Origin of the sequence: Nocardioides litoris (assembly GCF_006346315.1) — a bacterium.
Lineage (GTDB): Bacteria > Actinomycetota > Actinomycetes > Propionibacteriales > Nocardioidaceae > Nocardioides > Nocardioides litoris.
Map to the genome: position 1 here is coordinate 1,552,653 of NZ_VDMR01000001.1, position 18,024 is coordinate 1,570,676.

The 18,024-nt window shown below is 72.1% G+C and carries 16 protein-coding genes and 3 tRNA genes; 8 read left to right on the plus strand and 11 right to left on the minus strand.

From position 1 onward, the window contains the following. Positions 1 to 57: 57 nt before the first annotated feature. The 4 genes from FJQ57_RS07455 to FJQ57_RS07465 are packed head-to-tail and all read right to left on the minus strand — an operon-like array spanning position 58 to position 3,488. Positions 58 to 822 (minus strand): sirohydrochlorin chelatase, encoded by a 765-nt coding sequence (locus tag FJQ57_RS07455; protein WP_139978596.1) that lies wholly within the window; start codon positions 820 to 822, stop codon positions 58 to 60. 34 nt (positions 823 to 856) lie between these two features. After that, on the minus strand, positions 857 to 1,600 hold the full coding sequence (locus tag FJQ57_RS07460) for a phosphoadenylyl-sulfate reductase (RefSeq protein ID WP_139978598.1): 744 nt from the start codon (positions 1,598 to 1,600) through the stop codon (positions 857 to 859). Continuing rightward, positions 1,600 to 1,773 (minus strand): hypothetical protein, encoded by a 174-nt coding sequence (locus tag FJQ57_RS22345; RefSeq protein WP_170219317.1) that lies wholly within the window; start codon positions 1,771 to 1,773, stop codon positions 1,600 to 1,602. Before FJQ57_RS22345 ends, FJQ57_RS07460 begins: the two co-directional genes overlap by 1 nt. Next, positions 1,770 to 3,488 carry a nitrite/sulfite reductase gene (locus FJQ57_RS07465; RefSeq protein ID WP_139978600.1) on the minus strand — a complete coding sequence of 573 codons (1,719 nt, stop codon included), beginning with the start codon at positions 3,486 to 3,488 and terminating at the stop codon, positions 1,770 to 1,772. Before FJQ57_RS07465 ends, FJQ57_RS22345 begins: the two co-directional genes overlap by 4 nt. A 582-nt stretch (positions 3,489 to 4,070) precedes the next feature. Here FJQ57_RS07465 and FJQ57_RS07470 point away from each other — a divergent pair. Both FJQ57_RS07470 and FJQ57_RS07475 read left to right on the plus strand, forming a co-directional pair. Then, positions 4,071 to 4,514, plus strand: coding sequence for a hypothetical protein (locus FJQ57_RS07470; RefSeq protein ID WP_139978602.1), 444 nt, complete (start codon positions 4,071 to 4,073; stop codon positions 4,512 to 4,514). Positions 4,515 to 4,580: 66 nt separating this feature from the next. Next, the gene (locus FJQ57_RS07475; protein ID WP_139978604.1) at positions 4,581 to 6,023 is read left to right on the plus strand and encodes a glycine hydroxymethyltransferase; all 1,443 of its coding nucleotides are present in this window, start codon (positions 4,581 to 4,583) and stop codon (positions 6,021 to 6,023) included. Positions 6,024 to 6,174: 151 nt separating this feature from the next. Here the strand turns inward: FJQ57_RS07475 and FJQ57_RS07480 are convergent, their stop codons facing one another. After that, complete coding sequence (locus tag FJQ57_RS07480) at positions 6,175 to 6,852, minus strand: response regulator (protein ID WP_139978606.1); 678 nt, start codon at positions 6,850 to 6,852, stop codon at positions 6,175 to 6,177. Next, positions 6,849 to 8,432 carry a sensor histidine kinase gene (locus FJQ57_RS07485; RefSeq protein ID WP_139978608.1) on the minus strand — a complete coding sequence of 528 codons (1,584 nt, stop codon included), beginning with the start codon at positions 8,430 to 8,432 and terminating at the stop codon, positions 6,849 to 6,851. The genes FJQ57_RS07480 and FJQ57_RS07485 overlap by 4 nt, the downstream gene beginning before the upstream one ends. A 161-nt stretch (positions 8,433 to 8,593) precedes the next feature. Here FJQ57_RS07485 and FJQ57_RS07490 point away from each other — a divergent pair, with 161 nt between their 5' ends. The 3 genes from FJQ57_RS07490 to FJQ57_RS07500 all read left to right on the plus strand — a co-directional run bounded on the left by FJQ57_RS07490 (position 8,594) and on the right by FJQ57_RS07500 (position 12,187). Next, positions 8,594 to 9,973, plus strand: coding sequence for a cation:dicarboxylate symporter family transporter (locus tag FJQ57_RS07490; RefSeq protein WP_139978610.1), 1,380 nt, complete (start codon positions 8,594 to 8,596; stop codon positions 9,971 to 9,973). An 89-nt stretch (positions 9,974 to 10,062) separates the two neighbouring features. Further along, on the plus strand, positions 10,063 to 11,079 hold the full coding sequence (locus tag FJQ57_RS07495; protein WP_246081642.1) for a YihY/virulence factor BrkB family protein: 1,017 nt from the start codon (positions 10,063 to 10,065) through the stop codon (positions 11,077 to 11,079). A 10-nt stretch (positions 11,080 to 11,089) separates the two neighbouring features. Then, positions 11,090 to 12,187, plus strand: a complete 1,098-nt coding sequence (locus tag FJQ57_RS07500) for a potassium channel family protein (RefSeq protein ID WP_246081643.1) — start codon at positions 11,090 to 11,092, stop codon at positions 12,185 to 12,187. Positions 12,188 to 12,253: 66 nt separating this feature from the next. On the opposite strand, the gene FJQ57_RS07505 is transcribed toward FJQ57_RS07500, so the two are convergent. Further along, positions 12,254 to 12,658, minus strand: a complete 405-nt coding sequence (locus FJQ57_RS07505; protein WP_139978612.1) for a DoxX family protein — start codon at positions 12,656 to 12,658, stop codon at positions 12,254 to 12,256. Between the two features lie 247 nt (positions 12,659 to 12,905). Next, positions 12,906 to 14,888, minus strand: a complete 1,983-nt coding sequence (locus FJQ57_RS07510) for a potassium transporter Kup (RefSeq protein ID WP_139978614.1) — start codon at positions 14,886 to 14,888, stop codon at positions 12,906 to 12,908. Positions 14,889 to 15,050: 162 nt separating this feature from the next. Between FJQ57_RS07510 and FJQ57_RS07515 the strand changes: the two genes are divergently transcribed. Then, a complete protein-coding gene (locus FJQ57_RS07515; protein ID WP_139978616.1) occupies positions 15,051 to 15,719 on the plus strand; it encodes a VC0807 family protein in 669 nt (222 codons plus the stop codon). Positions 15,720 to 15,930: 211 nt separating this feature from the next. Further along, positions 15,931 to 16,731 carry a hypothetical protein gene (locus tag FJQ57_RS07520; protein WP_139978618.1) on the plus strand — a complete coding sequence of 267 codons (801 nt, stop codon included), beginning with the start codon at positions 15,931 to 15,933 and terminating at the stop codon, positions 16,729 to 16,731. Between the two features lie 59 nt (positions 16,732 to 16,790). Here the strand turns inward: FJQ57_RS07520 and FJQ57_RS07525 are convergent. The 3 genes from FJQ57_RS07525 to FJQ57_RS07535 all read right to left on the minus strand — a co-directional run bounded on the left by FJQ57_RS07525 (position 16,791) and on the right by FJQ57_RS07535 (position 17,081). Next, positions 16,791 to 16,865 (minus strand) — tRNA-Val (locus FJQ57_RS07525). Between the two features lie 29 nt (positions 16,866 to 16,894). Continuing rightward, positions 16,895 to 16,965, minus strand: a tRNA-Cys gene (locus FJQ57_RS07530). A gap of 43 nt (positions 16,966 to 17,008) precedes the next feature. Next, positions 17,009 to 17,081, minus strand: a tRNA-Gly gene (locus FJQ57_RS07535). 115 nt (positions 17,082 to 17,196) lie between these two features. Here FJQ57_RS07535 and FJQ57_RS07540 point away from each other — a divergent pair. Continuing rightward, a complete protein-coding gene (locus tag FJQ57_RS07540; protein ID WP_139978620.1) occupies positions 17,197 to 18,015 on the plus strand; it encodes an aminotransferase class IV in 819 nt (272 codons plus the stop codon). Positions 18,016 to 18,024: the final 9 nt, after the last annotated feature.

Sequence of the window (18,024 nt, forward strand, 5' to 3'; positions counted from 1 at the left end):
TGAATGATAATCGTTCTCATTCGTAGATGAGCAGCGGGGTCACCGGGGCGCAGCGGGTCAGACGGGGACGAGCTCCACGGCGCCGACCGCGTAGCGGGCGAGCACGACGCGGGCGACCTCGGGGTGCGCCCCGAGGGGCTCGGAGACCGCGATCGCGCCGGCCTCGAGGGCGAGCTCGGCGGCGCGGTCGGTGAGCTCGCCCGGGGTGAGGAACAGCGAGGCGACGGCGATGTGGCGCCGGCCCTCGCCGCGGAAGGCGCGGACGGCCTCGCCCGTGGCCGGGGGCGCGCTGGCGGCGTACGCGGCGCTGACAGGGAGGCGGTGGTGGGTGCCCCAGAGCCGGGCCAGGCGGGCCACGGACTGGTTGGCCAGCGGGTCCGGGGACCCGGCCGCCGCCAGCACGAGGGCGTCGAGCTCGCGGACGCGGGAGGCGCGCAGCTCCTCGCGCAGGCGCTCGTCGAGCACCTCGAGGAAGCAGGGCTCGAGGCCGAGCGGGGCGGTGACGCGCAGCTGCAGCCCCGGGTGCCGGCCGGTGGCGGCCTCGACGGCGGCGGCCAGGCCGGGCATCGCGACGTCGGTCTCGGTGAGGGTCAGGGGCACGACCACGACCTCGTCGTGGCCGGCCTTGACCAGCCGGTCGACCACGGCCTGGAGCTCGGGTCGCACCCAGCGGCCGCCCGTGCCCTCGGCGTCGAGGAACGCGCGCTCGACGCGCAGGTCGGGGCGCTGCGCCTTGACCTGGTCGACGAGGGCGGTGATCGTCTTGGTGGAGCGGGAGTCGCGGCTCGCGGGAGCCAGGGCCACCAGGGCGGGAGCAGTCATCGGACTGCCTCCTCTCGTGCCGGTGAGCGGGGGATCACTGGTGGATCCCGCACTCGGTCTTGTTGGTGCCGGCCCAGCGCCCGCTGCGCGGGTCCTCGCCGGGCGCGACGCGTCGGGTGCAGGGGGCGCACCCGATCGAGGGGTACCCGTCGTAGACGAGCGGGTTGACCAGGACGCCGTTGTCCTGGATGTAGCGCTCCACCTGCTCGTCGCTCCAGCGGGCGAGCGGGGAGACCTTGACCTTGCCCTTCTTGGCGTCCCAGCCGATGACCGGCGCGATGACCCGGTTGTGGGTCTCGGCCCGGCGCAGGCCGGTGGCCCAGGCGTCGTACGACGACAGCGCGTCGGCCAGCGGGGCGACCTTGCGCAGCGCGCAGCACCGGTCGGGATCGGTGCGGAAGAGGTCCTTGCCCTCGGTGGCGTCCTGCTCGGCCACGGTCTGCTTCGGCGTGATCGAGAGCAGGGTGACGTCCATCGTGTGCTGCACGGCGTCGCGGGTGCCGATCGTCTCGGCGAAGTGGTAGCCGGTGTCGAGGAAGACCACGTCGATGCCGGGGACGACCCTGCTGGCCACGTGGGCGAGCACGGCGTCGCCCATCGAGGAGGTCACGCAGAAGCGCTCGCCGAAGGTGGCGGCCGCCCACTCGATGATGGTCTCGGCGGGGGCGAGCTCGAGCTCGGCGCCCCAGTGGGAGACGAGGTCGCGCAGCTCCTCCGAGGAGCGACCCTCGGTGGCGATGCCGCGGTTGACCCGCGCGGTGTCGGTCAGGGTGCCCATCAGCGCTGCACCCCCGTCGGCCGCAGGGTGCCGAGCATCTTCACCGAGAAGATGCGCTGGCAGTCACGGCACTCCCACGCCCCGTGCTGGCTCGACCCGTCCTCGGAGACGTGGGGCCACAGGTTGGTGTCACCGCAGTAGGCGCAGTGGAAGGGGACGGCGCGCTCGCTCATGAGGTGGACAACACCTTCTCGCCGCGGAGCAATTCCTCCTCGGCCCGCGCGACCCAGGTCGCGAAGCTCTCCTCGGCCGACTCGCGGTCGACGAGGTAGTTGGTCACGACGGCGGTGACGTAGTCGTCGAGGCCGGCGCTGGTGACCTTGTGGGCACGCAGCTTGCGGCCGAAGTTGGCCTGCAGACCGGTGGCGCCGCCGAGGTGCACCTGGAAGCCCTCGACCTGCTGGCCGTCGGCCATCACCAGCTGGCCCTTGAGGCCGATGTCGGCGACCTGGGTGCGGGCGCAGGCGTTGGGGCAGCCGTTGACGTTGACCGTGATCGGCACGTCGAGCTCGGGGAAGCGCTGCTCCAGCTCGGCCACCAGTCGGCGCGCGCGCTCCTTGGTGTCGACGATGGCCAGCTTGCAGAACTCGATGCCAGTGCAGGCCATGGTGTTCTGCCGCCAGTTGGACGGCCGGGCCGACAGGCCGATGGCGTCGAGCCGGCCGACGAGCTCCTCGACGACCTCGGGCCGCACGCCGATCAGCACGATCTTCTGGTACGGCGTCAGGCGGGCCCCCGCGACGCCGTACTCCTCGAGGAGGTCGGCCAGCTGCACGAGCAGGGTGCCCGAGACGCGGCCCGCGACGGGCGCGACGCCGACGTACTTCAGGCCGTCCTTCTGGTCGTGCACGCCGACGTGGTCGCGGTGGCCGACGGGGGAGTCGGGAGAGGGGCAGGAGACGAGCTCGCGGCCCAGGTATTCCTTCTCCACGACCTCGCGGAACTTCTCGATGCCCCAGTCGGCGACCAGGAACTTCAGCCGGGCGCGCGAGCGCAGCCGCCGGTAGCCGTAGTCGCGGAAGACGCCCGCGACCGCGGCCCAGGCGTCGGCGACCTCGTCGAGCGGGATCCAGACGCCCATCTTCTGGGCGAGCATCGGGTTGGTCGACAGGCCACCACCGACCCAGAGGTCGAAGCCGGGCCCGTGCTCGGGGTGCACCGTGCCGACGAAGGAGATGTCGTTGGTCTCGGGGGAGACGTCGTGGCTCGGGTGGCCGGTCAGCGCGGTCTTGAACTTGCGCGGGAAGTTCGAGAAGTCCTTGTCGCCGATGAAGCGGTCGAAGATCTCCTCCAGTGCCGAGGAGCCGTCGATGATCTCGTCGGCGGCCACGCCGGCCACGGGCGAGCCCAGGAACGGGCGCGGCGAGTCGCCGCAGGCCTCGAGGCTCGACAGGCCGGCCTCGTCGAGGCGGTCCCAGATCGCGGGGACGTCCTCGATGCGGATCCAGTGGTACTGGATGTTCTCCCGGTCGGTGACGTCGGCGGTGTCGCGGGCGAAGTCGACCCCGATCTCGCCGAGTGCGCGGACCGCGGACGGGGTGAGCAGCCGTCCGTCGGAGCGCACCCGCAACATGAAGTAGCGGTCGTCGAGCTCCTCCTCCTCGAGCTGGGCGGTCTTGCCGCCGTCGAAGCCCGGGGCGCGCTGGGTGTACAGACCCATCCAGCGGAAGCGGCCGCGCAGGTCGGCCGGGTCGATCGAGTCGAAGCCGCGCTTGGAGTAGGTGTAGAGGATCCGGTCGCGGACGTTGAGCGGGTCGTCGTCCTTCTTGGACTGCTCGTTCTTGTTCAGCGGCTCGGTGTAGCCCAGCGACCACTGGCCCTCCGACCGCTTGGGTCGGGGGATCTCGGTGTGCTTCGCCTTCTGGGACTGGAAGCGCAGGTCAGGCATGACTCAGGTAGGTCCTTCTGCTGGGGGGCGCGCAGCTCGGAGGGCGCGCCGGGGAGGTCTCGCGGTCAGCAGGAGCGACACATCATGCTGCGCGTGCGCCCGAGGTCCACGTGGCGGCGTACCACGAGGAAGGCGCTCGTCTCAGCAGTGACCATGGGATGGAGTCTCACGGCGTGGACAGGCCCGCCACAATCGCCGATCTCGTGATGTGAGATGCGTGTCCGCGATACGGACTCTTGAGACAGGCCGAGCCGCGTGGCGGCGCGGGGCAACGGGGTCCTGGTGCGAGGCACGTCACACGCCGACGCCGGCCGCGGGTGGGGGGTCTGCGGCCGTCGTCGCGCCGAGGGAGCTGAAGCGCTGTGTGGGCGGCCGGCGTCCTGTCCGGTCGCTTCCGGGGCCCGTCTGGGCCGGGTCGGACAGGGCTGGCCGGCCGGGGGTCGGAGGCGGGGGATGGGCCCAGAACCCGCAGAGCCGCTCGTTCCCGGTGTTCTGCCACATCGATGTCGGAAGTTCTTTACCTTGGTGGTGTCCCCGCCGCCCCTCGCAAGGCGGCGTCATCGTCCGTCTCTGGGAGCGATCATGCACGCCCTCGCCCGCCTTCTCCTCGCAGCGTTGCTGCCCGGTCTGCTGTCCTTCGCCGTCGTGACCGCCGGTCCGGCGGATGCCGCCAACAAGACGCCCGGGTGCGTGACCAAGGCTGAGTACCGCAAGATCAAGAAGGGCATGTCCATCAAGCGTGTGCGTGCCCTGGTCGGTCAGCGCGGCAAGACCGTGTCGCACGCGTCGTTCGGTGACGGGGACGCCATGGCGACGGTCGAGTTCCGCCAGTGTGGCCGCAGCTGGACCTACTCCTCCATCAGCGTCTCGACCGAGATGTCCGAGCGTGAGGTCTACGTGCCCGACGTCGTCTGCTACGACTTCGACGGCGATGGGTACGAGGAGGACTGCGAGGACTACGGCTCCTACGAGACCGTGTACCGCGCGCCCATGGTCGTGACGAGCAAGTACGCCTACTGGTTCTGATCCGGCGCCGGCCGGGCGGCGGACGGGGAATGGGCCGATCGACCCCCGGGCCATAAAATCGAGCGCATGGCCGACCTCAGCGCCCTCACCAGCTCCGCCTACGCCCAGGCCCTCGAGGTGATCGCCTCGGTGGAGCCCCGCATCGCGGAGGCCACCAAGCAGGAGCTCGCCGACCAGCGCGGCTCCCTCAAGCTCATCGCCAGCGAGAACTACGCCTCGCCCGCGGTGCTGATGACCATGGGCACCTGGTTCAGCGACAAGTACGCCGAGGGCACGGTCGGCCACCGCTTCTACGCGGGCTGCCAGAACGTCGACACGGTGGAGTCGCTCGCGGCCGAGCACGCGCGCGAGCTGTTCGGGGCGGAGTACGCCTACGTCCAGCCCCACTCGGGCATCGACGCCAACCTGGTCGCCTTCTGGTCGATCCTGGCCCACCGCATCGAGGGCCCGTGGCTGCAGGAGGCCGGCAGCAAGAACGTCAACGAGCTCACCGACGAGGACTGGGAGTCCCTGCGCCGCGAGCTCGGCAACCAGCGGCTGCTGGGCATGAGCCTCGACGCGGGCGGCCACCTGACCCACGGCTTCCGGCCCAACATCAGCGGCAAGATGTTCCACCAGCAGCAGTACGGCACCGACCCCGAGACCGGCCTGCTCGACTACGACGCGCTCGCCGCCAAGGCGCGCGAGTTCAAGCCGCTCGTGCTCGTCGCCGGCTACTCCGCCTACCCGCGGCGGGTCAACTTCGCCAAGGTCCGCGAGATCGCCGACGAGGTCGGTGCCACCTTCATGGTCGACATGGCCCACTTCGCCGGGCTGGTCGCCGGCAAGGTGTTCACCGGCGACGAGGACCCCGTGCCCCACGCCCACGTCGTCACCTCCACCACCCACAAGTCCCTGCGCGGCCCCCGCGGCGGCATCGTGCTGGCCACCGAGGAGTACGCCCCCTCGGTCGACCGCGGCTGCCCGATGGTGCTCGGCGGCCCGCTGTCGCACGTCATGGCCGCCAAGGCCGTCGCGTTCGCCGAGGCCCGCCAGGAGTCGTTCCGCACCTACGCCCAGCAGGTCGCCGACAACGCCAAGTCGCTGGCCGAGGGCTTCCTGACGCGCGGTTCCACCCTGGTCACCGGGGGCACCGACAACCACCTCGTGCTGCTCGACGTGTCCTCCTACGGCCTGACCGGCCGTCAGGCCGAGTCGGCGCTGCTCGAGGCCGGTGTCGTCACCAACCGCAACTCCGTGCCCGCCGACCCCAACGGTGCCTGGTACACCTCCGGCATCCGCCTCGGCACGCCTGCCCTGACGACCCGCGGCTTCGGCCACGACGAGTTCGACCGGGTCGCCGAGCTGATCGTGCACGTCCTGGAGAACACCGAGGCCGGCACCACCAAGGCCGGCGGCCCCTCCAAGGCGTCGTACGTCCTGGCCGAGGGCGTGGCCGAGAAGGTCAAGGACGCCTCCGCCGAGATCCTCGACAGGCACCCGCTCTACCCGGGCCTCGAGCTCGCCTGACGGACCCGGGCGCGGCGGCTTCCCGTCGGGAGTGGCCCACCAGCCACACTCCTGCGACGGAACTGCCACTCCTGGCGGGGAGTTACCTGCCAGAAGTGGCAGTTTCTCCGGTTAACCGGAGGTTTTCCCGGCGGGGCAGGCGGGCGCACCCTCACGCCCGCCGGTACTCCACCTCCGGACGCCCACCGCCGCCGTACCGCTGGCCGCGCACCAGGACGCCGGTGTCGGCGAGGTGCTCGAGGTAGCGGCGGGCGGTGACGCGTGAGGAGCCGACGAGGGCCGCGACCTCCGAGGCCGAGACGGGGTGCTCGGCGCCCCGGACCGCGGCGGTGACGTCGCGGAGGGTCTCGGGGCTCATGCCCTTGGGCAGCGCCGGGGCGCTGGTGCGCAGCGTCGAGAGCATCCGGTCGACCTCGTCCTGGGCGATGTCGCCAGAGGCGGACTCGAGGCCGCGGCGGTACTCGGCGTACTGCTCGAGCCGCGCGCGGAACGTCGCGAAGGTGAACGGCTTGAGCAGGTAGAGGACGACGCCGTGGGCGACGGCGTGGCGCACCACGTCGCTGTCGCGAGCGGCGGTGACCGCGATGACGTCGACGAGGTCGCCGCCGGCGCGCAGGCGCTGCAGCAGGCCGAGCCCGTGGCCGTCGGGCAGGTGCATGTCGAGCAGCACCAGGTCGACCTCGCGGTCGCGCTCGAGGAAGCGGGCGGCGTCGCCGGCCGACCGGGCGACGCCGCCCAGCTCGAAGCCCGGCACCCGCCCGACGTACGTCGCGTGCGCCTCGGCGGCGAGCTCCTCGTCCTCGACGACGAGCACCCGGAAGCCGCTCATGCGTCGGCCCCCAGCGTCACCGTGAAGGTGGCGCCGCCGAGCGCCGACCGGTCGATCCGCACCTCGCCACCGTGGCGCCGCGCGACCTGCCCGACCAGCGCGAGGCCGACGCCGCGGCCCTCCGCCTTGGTGGTCCAGCCGCGCTCGAGCACGTGCACCGCCTCGTCGTCGGAGAGGCCGGGACCGCTGTCGTCGACGCGTACGACGGGCCGCCCGGACTCCGCGTCGAGCTCGACGGCGACCCGGCGGACGGCGGCGCCCTCGCGGTCGGCCACGGCGTCGAACGCGTTGTCGACCAGGTTGCCGATGACCGTGACCAGGTCGCGGCCGGGGACGTCGGTGGGCGGCAGGTGGCCCGAGACGTCCAGCTCGATCCCGCGCTCGCGGGCCTCGGCGCTCTTGCCGAGCAGCAGGGCGGCCACCACCGGGTCACCGGTGGCGTCGACGACCTCGTCGGCCAGCCGCTGGGTGAGCTCGAGCTCCTCGGTGGCGAACGCGACGGCCTGCTCGGGCCGCCCCATCTCGACCAGCGACACGACGGTGTGCAGCCGGTTGGCGGCCTCGTGGGTCTGGGCGCGCAGGGAGTCGGTCAGGCCGCGGACGACGTCGAGCTCGCCGGTGACCGACCGCAGCTCGGTGTGGTCGCGCAGGCTGACCACCGCGCCGACGTCGCGGCCCCGCCAGGAGGCGGGGGAGGAGGAGACGACGAGGAGGCGGTCGCCGGCGGCGTACACGTCGTCGGCCTCGGCCGTGCTGCCCTGCGCCGCCTCGACCAGCCCGGGTGGGAGGCCGAGGTCGGCGAGCAGCCGGCCCTCGGCGTCGTCGGGCAGGTCGAGCAGCCGGCGGGCCTCGTCGTTGACCAGCTGCACCCGGCCGTCAGGGTCGACGAGCAGCAGGCCCTCGCGGACGGCGTGCAGCACGGCGTTGTAGTACTCGTACATCCGGGCCATCTCCAGCTCGCCCATGCCGTGGGTCTGGCGGCGCAGCCGCCGGCTGACCAGCCAGGCGCCGGTGAGGCCCACCGCGAGCACGACGCCGGCCGCGACGGCGATGGCCGCGAGGTCGTCGCGCAGCCGCCGGTCGATCGCGGTGACGGTGATGCCGACCGAGACCAGCGCGACCACGGCGTCGCCCCGCTGCCCGCGACCGGTGTCGACGACGGGCACGACGGCCCGCATCGAGGGGCCGAGGGTGCCGGCGTACTCCTGGGTGAAGGCCTCGCCCTGCGGCGCCCGGCCGAGGTCGCCGATGAACGGCTTGCCGATGTTGGCGGGGTCGGGGTGGGTGTAGCGCGTGCGGTCGGGCGCCATGATCGTCACGAAGTCGACGTCGGTGTCGCGACGCACCCGCTCGGCGAAGGGCTGGAGCTCGGCCGACGGGTCCGCGGTGGCCAGGGCGGTCAGCACCGCGGGGGAGTCGGCCACCGAGCGGGCGATGGCCAGCGCCTGCGACGTCGCGTCGGTCCGGGCGTCGCGCCGGGCGTCGTACGCCGCCAGCCCGAGCGAGGCCACGACCAGGGCGACCACGACGAGCACCTGGAGCGCCAGCACCTGGCGGGCGACGGGGACGGGGCGGCTCACGTGACCATCCTCACCCACGACCGCTCGACAGCCCCCCGTACGGGTGGAACCGAGGAGGTGACCCGCGTCATGTACTCAACGACCACAAGGGTGACCGCGGTCACATGGTCCGCGAACCTCGGGATGGCCGGGAAGCGCCCGGCTCGGCACCAGGAGGCACGATGAGCTCGACGAGGACGACGACGGACAAGCAGAAGGTCCGCGACCGGACCCACTACCTCTACATCGCGGTCATCGCCGCGGTGGCGGCCGGCATCGCGATCGGGCTCCTGTTCCCGTCGTTCGCGGTCGAGCTCAAGCCGCTCGGCACCGCGTTCGTCGGGCTGATCAAGATGATGATCCAGCCGGTCATCTTCTGCACGATCGTGCTCGGCGTCGGCTCGGTGGCCAACGCGGCCCGGGTCGGCAAGGTGGGCGGCCTCGCGCTCGTCTACTTCATCTCGATGTCGACCTTCGCCCTGGCCATCGGCATGGTCGTCGGCAACCTGCTGCACCCCGGCGACAACCTCCAGCTCTCCGAGGCGGCCCGTGCGTCCGGCCAGGAGCAGGCCACCGACGGCCACGGCAGCACCACCGACTTCCTGCTGGGCATCATCCCGGACTCGATGCTCTCCTCGCTGACCTCCGGCGACGTGCTGCAGACGCTGATGGTGGCGCTCCTCGTCGGCTTCGCCCTGCAGGGCATGGGCCGCTCGGGCGAGCCGGTCCTGCGCGGCATCGGCCACGTCCAGCGCCTGGTCTTCCGGGTGCTCGCGATGATCATGTGGGCCGCCCCGGTCGGCGCCTTCGGCGCCATCGCCGCCGTCGTCGGCGAGACCGGCGTCGACGCGCTCAAGAGCCTCGCCGTGCTGATGCTCGGCTTCTACATCACCTGCGCGCTGTTCGTCTTCGTCGTCCTCGGCACGCTGCTGAAGGTCACCACCGGCGTCAACGTCTTCTCGCTGCTGAAGTACCTCGGCCGCGAGTTCCTGCTCATCGTCTCGACCTCCTCCTCCGAGTCGGCCCTGCCGCGCCTGATCGCCAAGATGGAGCACGCCGGCGTCGACAAGCCGACCGTGGGCGTCGTCGTCCCGACCGGCTACTCGTTCAACCTCGACGGCACTGCGATCTACCTGACCATGGCCTCGATCTTCATCGCCGAGGCGCTGGGCACCCCGCTGTCGATCGGTGAGCAGATCTCCCTGCTGCTGTTCATGATGATCGCCTCCAAGGGCGCCGCGGGCGTGACCGGTGCCGGCATGGCCACCCTGGCCGGCGGCCTCAGCTCCCACCGCCCCGAGCTGGTCGACGGCGTCGGCCTCATCGTCGGCATCGACCGGTTCATGTCCGAGGCCCGCGCGGTCACCAACTTCGCCGGCAACGCGATCGCCACCGTCATCATCGGCCACTGGACCGGCGGCCTGGACCGCAAGCAGCTCGACACCGTGCTCCGCGGCGACGACCCGTTCGACGAGCTGACCATGGTCGACGACCACGGCCACGGCGCCCCGGCCGAGTCCTCGTCGTACGACGACGCCAAGGACCCGCTCGCCAAGGTCTGACGCTCGGCCGGCGCGAGCCGCCTCACACCTCCACCGGCGGGTGGGCGCGGGTCCCCGGACCCGGGCCCACCCGCCGTTAGCGTGTCCGGGTGAGCAGCGAGACGACGACGAGGGCGCCCGCGGTGCACCCGGTCCGTCGGCTGCTCGACCGGCTGCTCGTCCGGGCCCGCGCCGTGGCCCACCTGCTCTGGCGGATCGTCGTCACCACGGTCGGCTCCTGCCTGCGGCACCGGGTCACCGGCCTCGCCGCCGAGGGCGCCTTCTTCGCGGTGGTCTCCGTGCCGCCGCTCGTCTTCGCGCTGGCCGGCGCCGTCGGCTACGTCTCCGAGCAGTTCAGCGCCGCCCAGGTCGCCGACGTCGAGCGGGCCGTGATCGAGCTGTGCTCCCGGTTCCTCACCGAGGGCGCGGTCGACCAGGTCGTCGCGCCGACGATGGACGACGTGCTCGGCGGCGGGCGCCTCGACGTGATCTCCCTGGGCTTCGTGCTCGCGCTGTGGTCCGGCTCCCGGGCCCTCAACGTCTTCGTCGACACCATCACGATCATGCACGGGCTCGGCGGGCACCGCGGGATCGTCAAGACCCGGGCCCTGTCCTTCGGCCTCTACCTCCTGGCCGTCCTCACCGGGGCCGTGTCGCTGCCGCTGGTCGTCGCCGGACCCCAGCTGGTGCGCGACGCGCTGCCGCCCCGGCTCGACGTGCTCATGTCGTTCTACTGGCCGCTCGTCGTCGCGCTGTGCATCTGCTTCCTGGCCACGCTCTACCACGTCGCCGTACCGGTGCGGACCAACTGGAGCTTCAACCTGCCCGGGGCGGTGTTCACCCTCGCCCTGTGGATCGTGGGCTCGTCGGTGCTGCGCTGGTTCCTCACCGTCACCGCCACCGACTCCACCTCGATCTACGGTCCGCTGGCCGCCCCGATCGCGGTGCTGCTGTGGCTCTACCTGCTCTCGATCGCCGTGCTCATCGGCGCGGCGGTCAACGCGGCCTTCGACGAGGTCTTCCCGCAGCAGACCACCACCCGGGCTCGACGGGAGCTCGTCGCCCGGTTGCGGACCGCCGTGACCCGCGAGGGGCGCGACGGCACGCCCCCGACCCCGATGGCCTAGGTTCGGCGTCGTGGACGGGCAGGTCAGCGAGGCCGCGCTGCAGGCGCGGGGCAAGGTCAACCTCCCCGAGCGCCGCCGTTCACCGCTGTTCATCCTGGCCCGGCGGCTGCTGCTCGCCCTCGGCATCCTGGTCGGCACCGTGGCGCTGGTCTACCTCGACCGCGAGGGCTACCGCGACGGCAACGACCCGACCAACACCATCAGCCTCATCGACGCGATCTACTACACGACCGTCACGCTCAGCACGACCGGGTACGGCGACATCGCCCCGGTCAGCGACGGCGCCCGGCTGGTCAACGCGTTCGTCATCACCCCCGCCCGCATCGGGTTCCTGGTGCTCCTCATCGGCACCACCCTGGAGGTCCTCGCCTCGCAGGGCCGTGAGCTCGTGCGCATCTCGCGCTGGAGGAAGAACATGGGCCACCACGTGGTCGTCGTCGGCTACGGCACCAAGGGCCGCAGCGCCGTCCAGACCCTCATCGGCAACGGGTACGACGTCGAGAGCATCGTCGTGGTCGACCCCAGCTCCACCGCGCTGGCCGAGGCGCACGCCGACGGCCTCGCGGTCGTCACCGGCGACGCGACCCGCCGCGAGGTGCTGCGCCGCGCCGGCGTCGCGACCGCCGACCAGGTCATCATCACCACCGACCGCGACGACTCCAACGTGCTCGCCACCCTCACGGTGCGCCAGCTCAGCCCCGACGCCTGGATCGTGGCCTCGGTGCGCGAGCAGGAGAACGCGCCGCTGATGCGCCAGTCGGGCGCCGACTCGGTCATCACCTCCTCCGACGCCGTCGGCCGGCTCCTCGGCCTGTCGACCGTCTCGCCCATGCTCGGCACCGTCATGGAGGACCTGCTCTCCTACGGCGAGGGCCTCGAGGTCGCCGAGCGCGAGCTGCTCGTCTCCGAGGTCGGCAAGCAGCCCCAGTCGCTGCCCGACCAGGTCATCTCGGTCGTGCGCGACGAGAAGGTCTACCGGTATTTCGACCCCGTGGTCGCCCTGCTCGCCCGCGGCGACAAGCTGATCGTCGTTCGCCCGGCCAAGGAGCTGCCCTGGGCGCCTCGTCCGGGCACCCACAACGAGGAGTTCGCCACCGACGAGGACTGACCCCACGGTGGTCGAGGAGGGACGAAGTCCCGTCTCGAGACCACCTGGCCGCAGCCTCGAAGCCCCTCACTCCTCGCGCCCGCGGCCCTTCCCGACCCAACCGCCGGCGTACAGCGCGAGGAGCACCAGCAGCGGTTGGAACGGCAGCCGCAGCAGCCGCTTGGTGTCGGTGTCGAGCCCGAACGCGTCGGTGCCCTCGACGTACTGCGCGATGTTGCCCGGGAAGATCGCGACGAAGAACGCCGCCAGCAGGCCGCCGACGAGGCGTCGTCGGCGGGGGAGCGCGATGAAGGCGGCGCCGAGTCCGACCTCGACGACCCCCGAGGCGACGACCGTGAGGTCGGGGTCCACCGGGAACCAGTCGGGCACCTGGGCCTGGAACTCCTGGCGCTGGGTGGTCAGGTGCAGCGTCCCGGCCGCGACCATGAACGAGCTGAGAGCGATGCGGGCGACGGTGCGGGCGGCGGGCATGCCGCCAGCCTAGGGAAAGAAGAAACCGAGCCGCTGGCGTCTCGGGTCACCAGCGGCTCGGTGAGACCGAGGCTAGCGGGCCGCCGAGGGGCTCCGCAGCGAGATGCGAGAAGAAGTCGCAGGAAAAAAAGAACCGAGCCGCTGGCGTCTCGGGTCACCAGCGGCTCGGTAGGTAAGACACTACGGGGCTCGGTGTCTGCGCGCAGCAGGTTCGCCCACGAAAGGCCGTGAAGATGTCGTGAAGGCCTCAGACGTCGATCTGCGACCCCATGATGACCGTCCGGTCGCGGGGCAGGTTGAAGTAGCCGACCGCGTCGGCGGAGATGCCGGCGGTGGCGACGAAGAGCCGCTTGCGCCAGCGCGCCAGGCCCGGCTCGGAGCCGACCCGCAGCTCGATGGTGGAGACGAAGTACGTCGTCGCCTCCGGCTCGAGCGGCAGCTCGGTCGAGGTGCCCCGGACCTGGTCGAGCACGGCGGGGACGTCCGGGCTCTCGGCGTACCCGTAGCGGGCGAGGACGTGGATGATGCCGTCGTCGGTCCAGCCGAGGGAGTCGACCACGACGCGGTCCTCGGGCGCCACGGTGGGCACGAGCGCCGTGTGCACGGACAGCACGACCACGTGCTCGTGCAGCACCGAGTTGTGCTCGACGTTGGTCCGCATGGCCAGCGGCGTCGTCTCCTTGGTGCGGTTGAGGAAGACCGCGGTGCCGGGCACCCGGCGCAGCGGCGGGTCCTGGGCGTGCAGGTCGTCGACGAACGCCCGCAGCTCGCCCTCGGCGCTCTCGCGCTGGCGCGAGACCTGGCGGCGGCCCGCGTGCCAGGTGGTGAGGACGGTGAAGACGGCGGCGGCGATCAGCAGCGGGAGCCAGGCGCCGCTGAAGAGCTTGGTCAGGTTGCCGGCGAGGAACAGCAGCTCCAGCGGGAGGAAGAACGCGCCCACGAGCACGACGAGGGGCAGCGGCACGCCCCAGTGCCTCCAGGCCAGGAAGGCCAGCAGCACGGTGCCGAGGCTGACCGTGCCCGTGACCGCGACGCCGTAGGCGAAGGCCAGCGACGCCGAGGAGCGGAACGAGAAGACCAGCACCAGCACCGCGACCATGAGCACCCAGTTGATCCAGGGCACGTAGATCTGGCCGGCCGTCTCCTCGGAGGTGTGCAGCACCCGCAGCCGCGGCAGGTAGCCGAGCTGGGTGGCCTGGCGGGCCACGGAGAACGCGCCGCTGATCACCGCCTGGGAGGCGATGACGGTGGCCGCGGTGGCCAGGAGCACGACGGGCACCAGGGCCCAGTCGGGCACGAGCAGGAAGAACGGCGCGCGGCTGTTGGCGGGGTCCTCCAGGATCAGCGCGCCCTGGCCGAGGTAGTTGAGCACCAGGGCGGGGAAGGCGACCACCAGCCAGGCCCGGGTGATGGTGGGGCGACCGAAGTGGCCCAGGTCGGCGTACAGCGCCTCGGCGCCGGTGATCGCGAGCACGCAGGCCGCGAGCGCGAAGAACGCCGTGCCGAAGTCGCCGACCAGGAACCCCAGGGCGTACGTCGGGGAGAGCGCCTTGAGCACGGCCGGGTCGCCCACCACGCCGACCAGCCCGGTCACCCCGAGCAGGGTGAACCACACGAGCATCACGGGGCCGAACAACCGCCCCACCCGCGCGGTGCCGAACCGCTGGGCGGCGAAGAGCACGACGATGATGACCGCGGTCAGCGGTACGACGAGGGCCTCGAACGACGGCTCGACCAGCTCGAGCCCCTCCACGGCCGACATGACCGAGATGGCCGGGGTGATCATGCTGTCGCCGAAGAACAACGAGGCGCCGAAGATGCCGAGCAGCGCCAGCACCGCCTTGGTACGCCGCGACCCGGGGGCGCGTCGCCGCACGAGCAGCGTCATCAGGGAGAGGATGCCGCCCTCGCCCTCGTTGTCGGCGCGCAGCACGATGAGGACGTACTTGATCGTGACCAGCAGCGTCACCGCCCAGAAGATGAGCGACGCGACGCCGTACACGTGGTCGGTGGTGACCGCGACCGGGTGCGGGTCCCCGGGGTCGAAGACGGTCTGGATGGTGTAGATCGGGCTGGTCCCGATGTCGCCGAACACGACGCCCAGCGCGCCGAGCGTCAGCGCCGCCGTGGCCCCGCGGGGCGCCCCGTGGTGCTGGAGACCCTCCACGTCGCTCGCGCCCGCGTCGCTGCCCTCACGGCCGGTCCCCAGGTCCGGCGTGCCCTTGCTCATGTCGGCAACGTACGCCGCCGCGGACGGCCCCGGACGGCGGTCCTGACCCGTTCGGGTGGGGCGGGCGGAACGCTCGGCCACAAGTCGGGGATTCGCCGGACCGATGCTCCGGGTGGTGACATCGTCACGCACACCAGCCCCCGACGCCCGTCTCGGAGCCTCATGTCCGCCCTTGCTGTGCCCGCCCCGGTGGCGCCCGCCCCCCGCGCCGCCACCGACTCGATGCTGGGCCAGGTCCTGCGCCGCCTGGCCGCCAACCTGACCGTCGCCTGCGTCGTCCCGGCCCTGCTGCTCTACGTCGTGCTGCAGCTCGCCGGCGTCGCCCCGGCTGTCCTGAGCGCGCTCGCGTGGTCGTACGCCGCCATGGCCTGGCGCCGGGCCACGGGCCGCCAGACCTCCGGCCTGCTGGTGATCGCGGCGGCGATCCTCACCGTGCGGACGGTGTTCACGCTCTCCACCGGCAACACCTACGTCTACTTCCTCGAGCCCATCGTCACCGACAGCATCGTGGCGCTGATGTTCCTGGGCTCGCTGGCGACCGCGCGCCCGCTCGTGGCGCGGGTGGCCGCCGACTTCTACCCGATGACCGCCGACCTCAAGAGGTGCCCCAAGGTGGCGCGGTTGTTCCAGCGGCTCACGCTGATGTGGGCCGGCGTCGGCCTGCTCAAGGCGGGCGTCGGCTTCTGGCTCCTCGAGACCCTCGACACCGCCGACTTCGTGCTGGTCAAGACGAGCGCGACCATCGCGATCACCGTGCTGGCCGTCGTCGTCACGGTCCGCGCGGCCGTCGTCGTGCTCCGGCGCCACCACCCCGCACAAGCCTCCGCCTGACCCTCTCGGCCGCGTCGACGGCATCGACGGGTCCGCTCGCTGCCGAGGCCGGCTAGACGGCTCCTGCTCGACCGGGACCTCGACGGCGCCCGCCCCGACCGAGTCGGCCCGCGCCGGCGGTTGCGTCGGGGGTTCCTGGCACGGTCGGCGTCATGGAGGACATCGACCACTGCTGCCGGCGAAGCAGCACGCGCGGACCCGTGGGGGAGACGTGAGCACACGGCCCACCCCCGTCGTCGTGCTCGAGTCCTTCCGCGGCGAGTACGCCGATCGCTCGGCCTGGGCGGTCGTCCGGGTCGACGGGCCCGGATGGATCGGCACGCTCCCGGTGCACGAGCTGGAGCTGCTGTGCGCCGGCCCGGACGGCGTACCGCTGCACGGCCTGCCGCACCGGCGCGAGGGTGACCACGTCGAGATCACCCTCGGGCCGGCGCGGGTCCGCGGGCGGGTGGCCGAGTGGCGCGACCTGGTCGAGCGGCTGCTGACCACGCCGCGCACGACGGGCGAGCTGCTGGAGTCGCCGTCCGGGCGGCCGTGGGACGGCCCGGTGAGTGACGTACGTGTGGCCGACGTGCGGGTCGCCCACGAGCCGGCCCGGCCGGAGACGCCGGCCGAGGTCCTGGCCGCGGCGGCCGGGATGGACCTCGACCGCTTCATCGAGCTCCTCGGCGACGTCTGGCGGGCCGTGCCGGGCGAGGGCCCGCTCGGCACCTACCTCTGGGGCGAGCCCGCCCAGCTGGCCGCCGAGCCCGTCCTCGACGGCCTTGAGATCGGGACCCCGCGCGCCCGCTGGACCACCCACCTCAGCCACTACGAGGTGCTGGACCGGCGCCTGGTCACCGGTGACCAGACCGACGAGGAGGTGCGCGACGCCGTCGCGCCGCTGTTGCGTCGTCGGCGGCGCGGGTTCAGGTGGTGTCGGTACTGCGGCCAGATGCTCGCGCCGGACGCGAGGTTCGCCCGAGACACCTGCTACGGCTGCGCCACCGCCCGTCTCGGCGTCGTCTACTGAGCCGGGAGGTCCGAAAACCAGCAGAGGCTCCCCGCTGGGGAGCCTCTGGCCGGTGACGCTGGTGGGCGATACTGGGTTTGAACCAGTGACCTCTTCCGTGTCAAGGAAGCGCGCTACCGCTGCGCCAATCGCCCGTGGTGGAGATGTTGAGTTGTCGCATCCGAGGTGGGTACGGGATTTGAACCCGTGTACACGGATTTGCAGTCCGTTGCCTCGCCTCTCGGCCAACCCACCGTGCTACTGGCTGGAGGTCGGGCCGTGACACTTGACCTCTCAGAGCGGACGACGAGGCTCGAACTCGCGACCTCAACCTTGGCAAGGTTGCGCTCTACCAACTGAGCTACGTCCGCTTGCGGCTCCGGGTTTCCCCTGAGTGCGTGTGAACAGTAGCCCACACCGTCGGGCCTGCCAAAACCGGTACCCGGTCCGCCGTGTCGGCGGCCCGTCCTGGCTAGGTTGGCGGCCATGCGCGCATGGGTCGACGGGCAGCTGCTGGCGGATCCGACCGGCCCGGCGGTGAGCGTCGTCGACCATGGCCTGACCGTCGGCGACGGCGTCTTCGAGGCCGTGAAGGTGGTCGACGGGCGGCCCTTCGCGCTGGGCCTCCACCTCGACCGCCTGCAGCGGTCCGCCGCCGGACTCGGCCTCGGGGAGGTCGACCGCGAGCTCGTCGAGGCCGGAGTCGCCGCGACCCTCGACGGTCAGGACCTGCCACTCGGCCGCATCCGCATCACGCTCACCGGCGGCCCGGCACCGCTCGGCTCGGGCCGGGGCGACCACCCGATGACCGTGGTCGTCGTCGCTGCCCCCATGCAGCCCCAGGGCGCCGCGACGGCCGTCGTCACCGTGCCGTGGCGCCGCAACGAGCACGGCGCCCTCGCGGGCCTGAAGACCACGTCGTACGCCGAGAACGTGGTCGCGCTCGCCGAGGCCCAGCGCCAGGGCGCGAGCGAGGCCGTCTTCGCCAACCTGGCCGGCCACCTGTGCGAGGGGACCGGCTCCAACGTCTTCTACGTCGTCGGCGGTGAGCTGCGCACCCCGACGCTCGCCTCGGGCTGCCTGGCCGGCGTCACCCGCGCCCTGCTGCTCGAATGGTACGGCGGCCGCGAGGTCGACGAGCCCATCGAGGTCGCGGAGGGGGCCGACGAGGTCTTCCTGGTCTCGACGACGCGCGACGTGCAGCCGGTGGTGCGGTGGGGCGCGCGGACCCTCGAGGTCGGGCCGGTCACCCGCGCGGCGGCCGAGGCCTGGCGCCGCCGGGAACCGGAGCTGCTCGGCCGCTGAGGCCGCCAG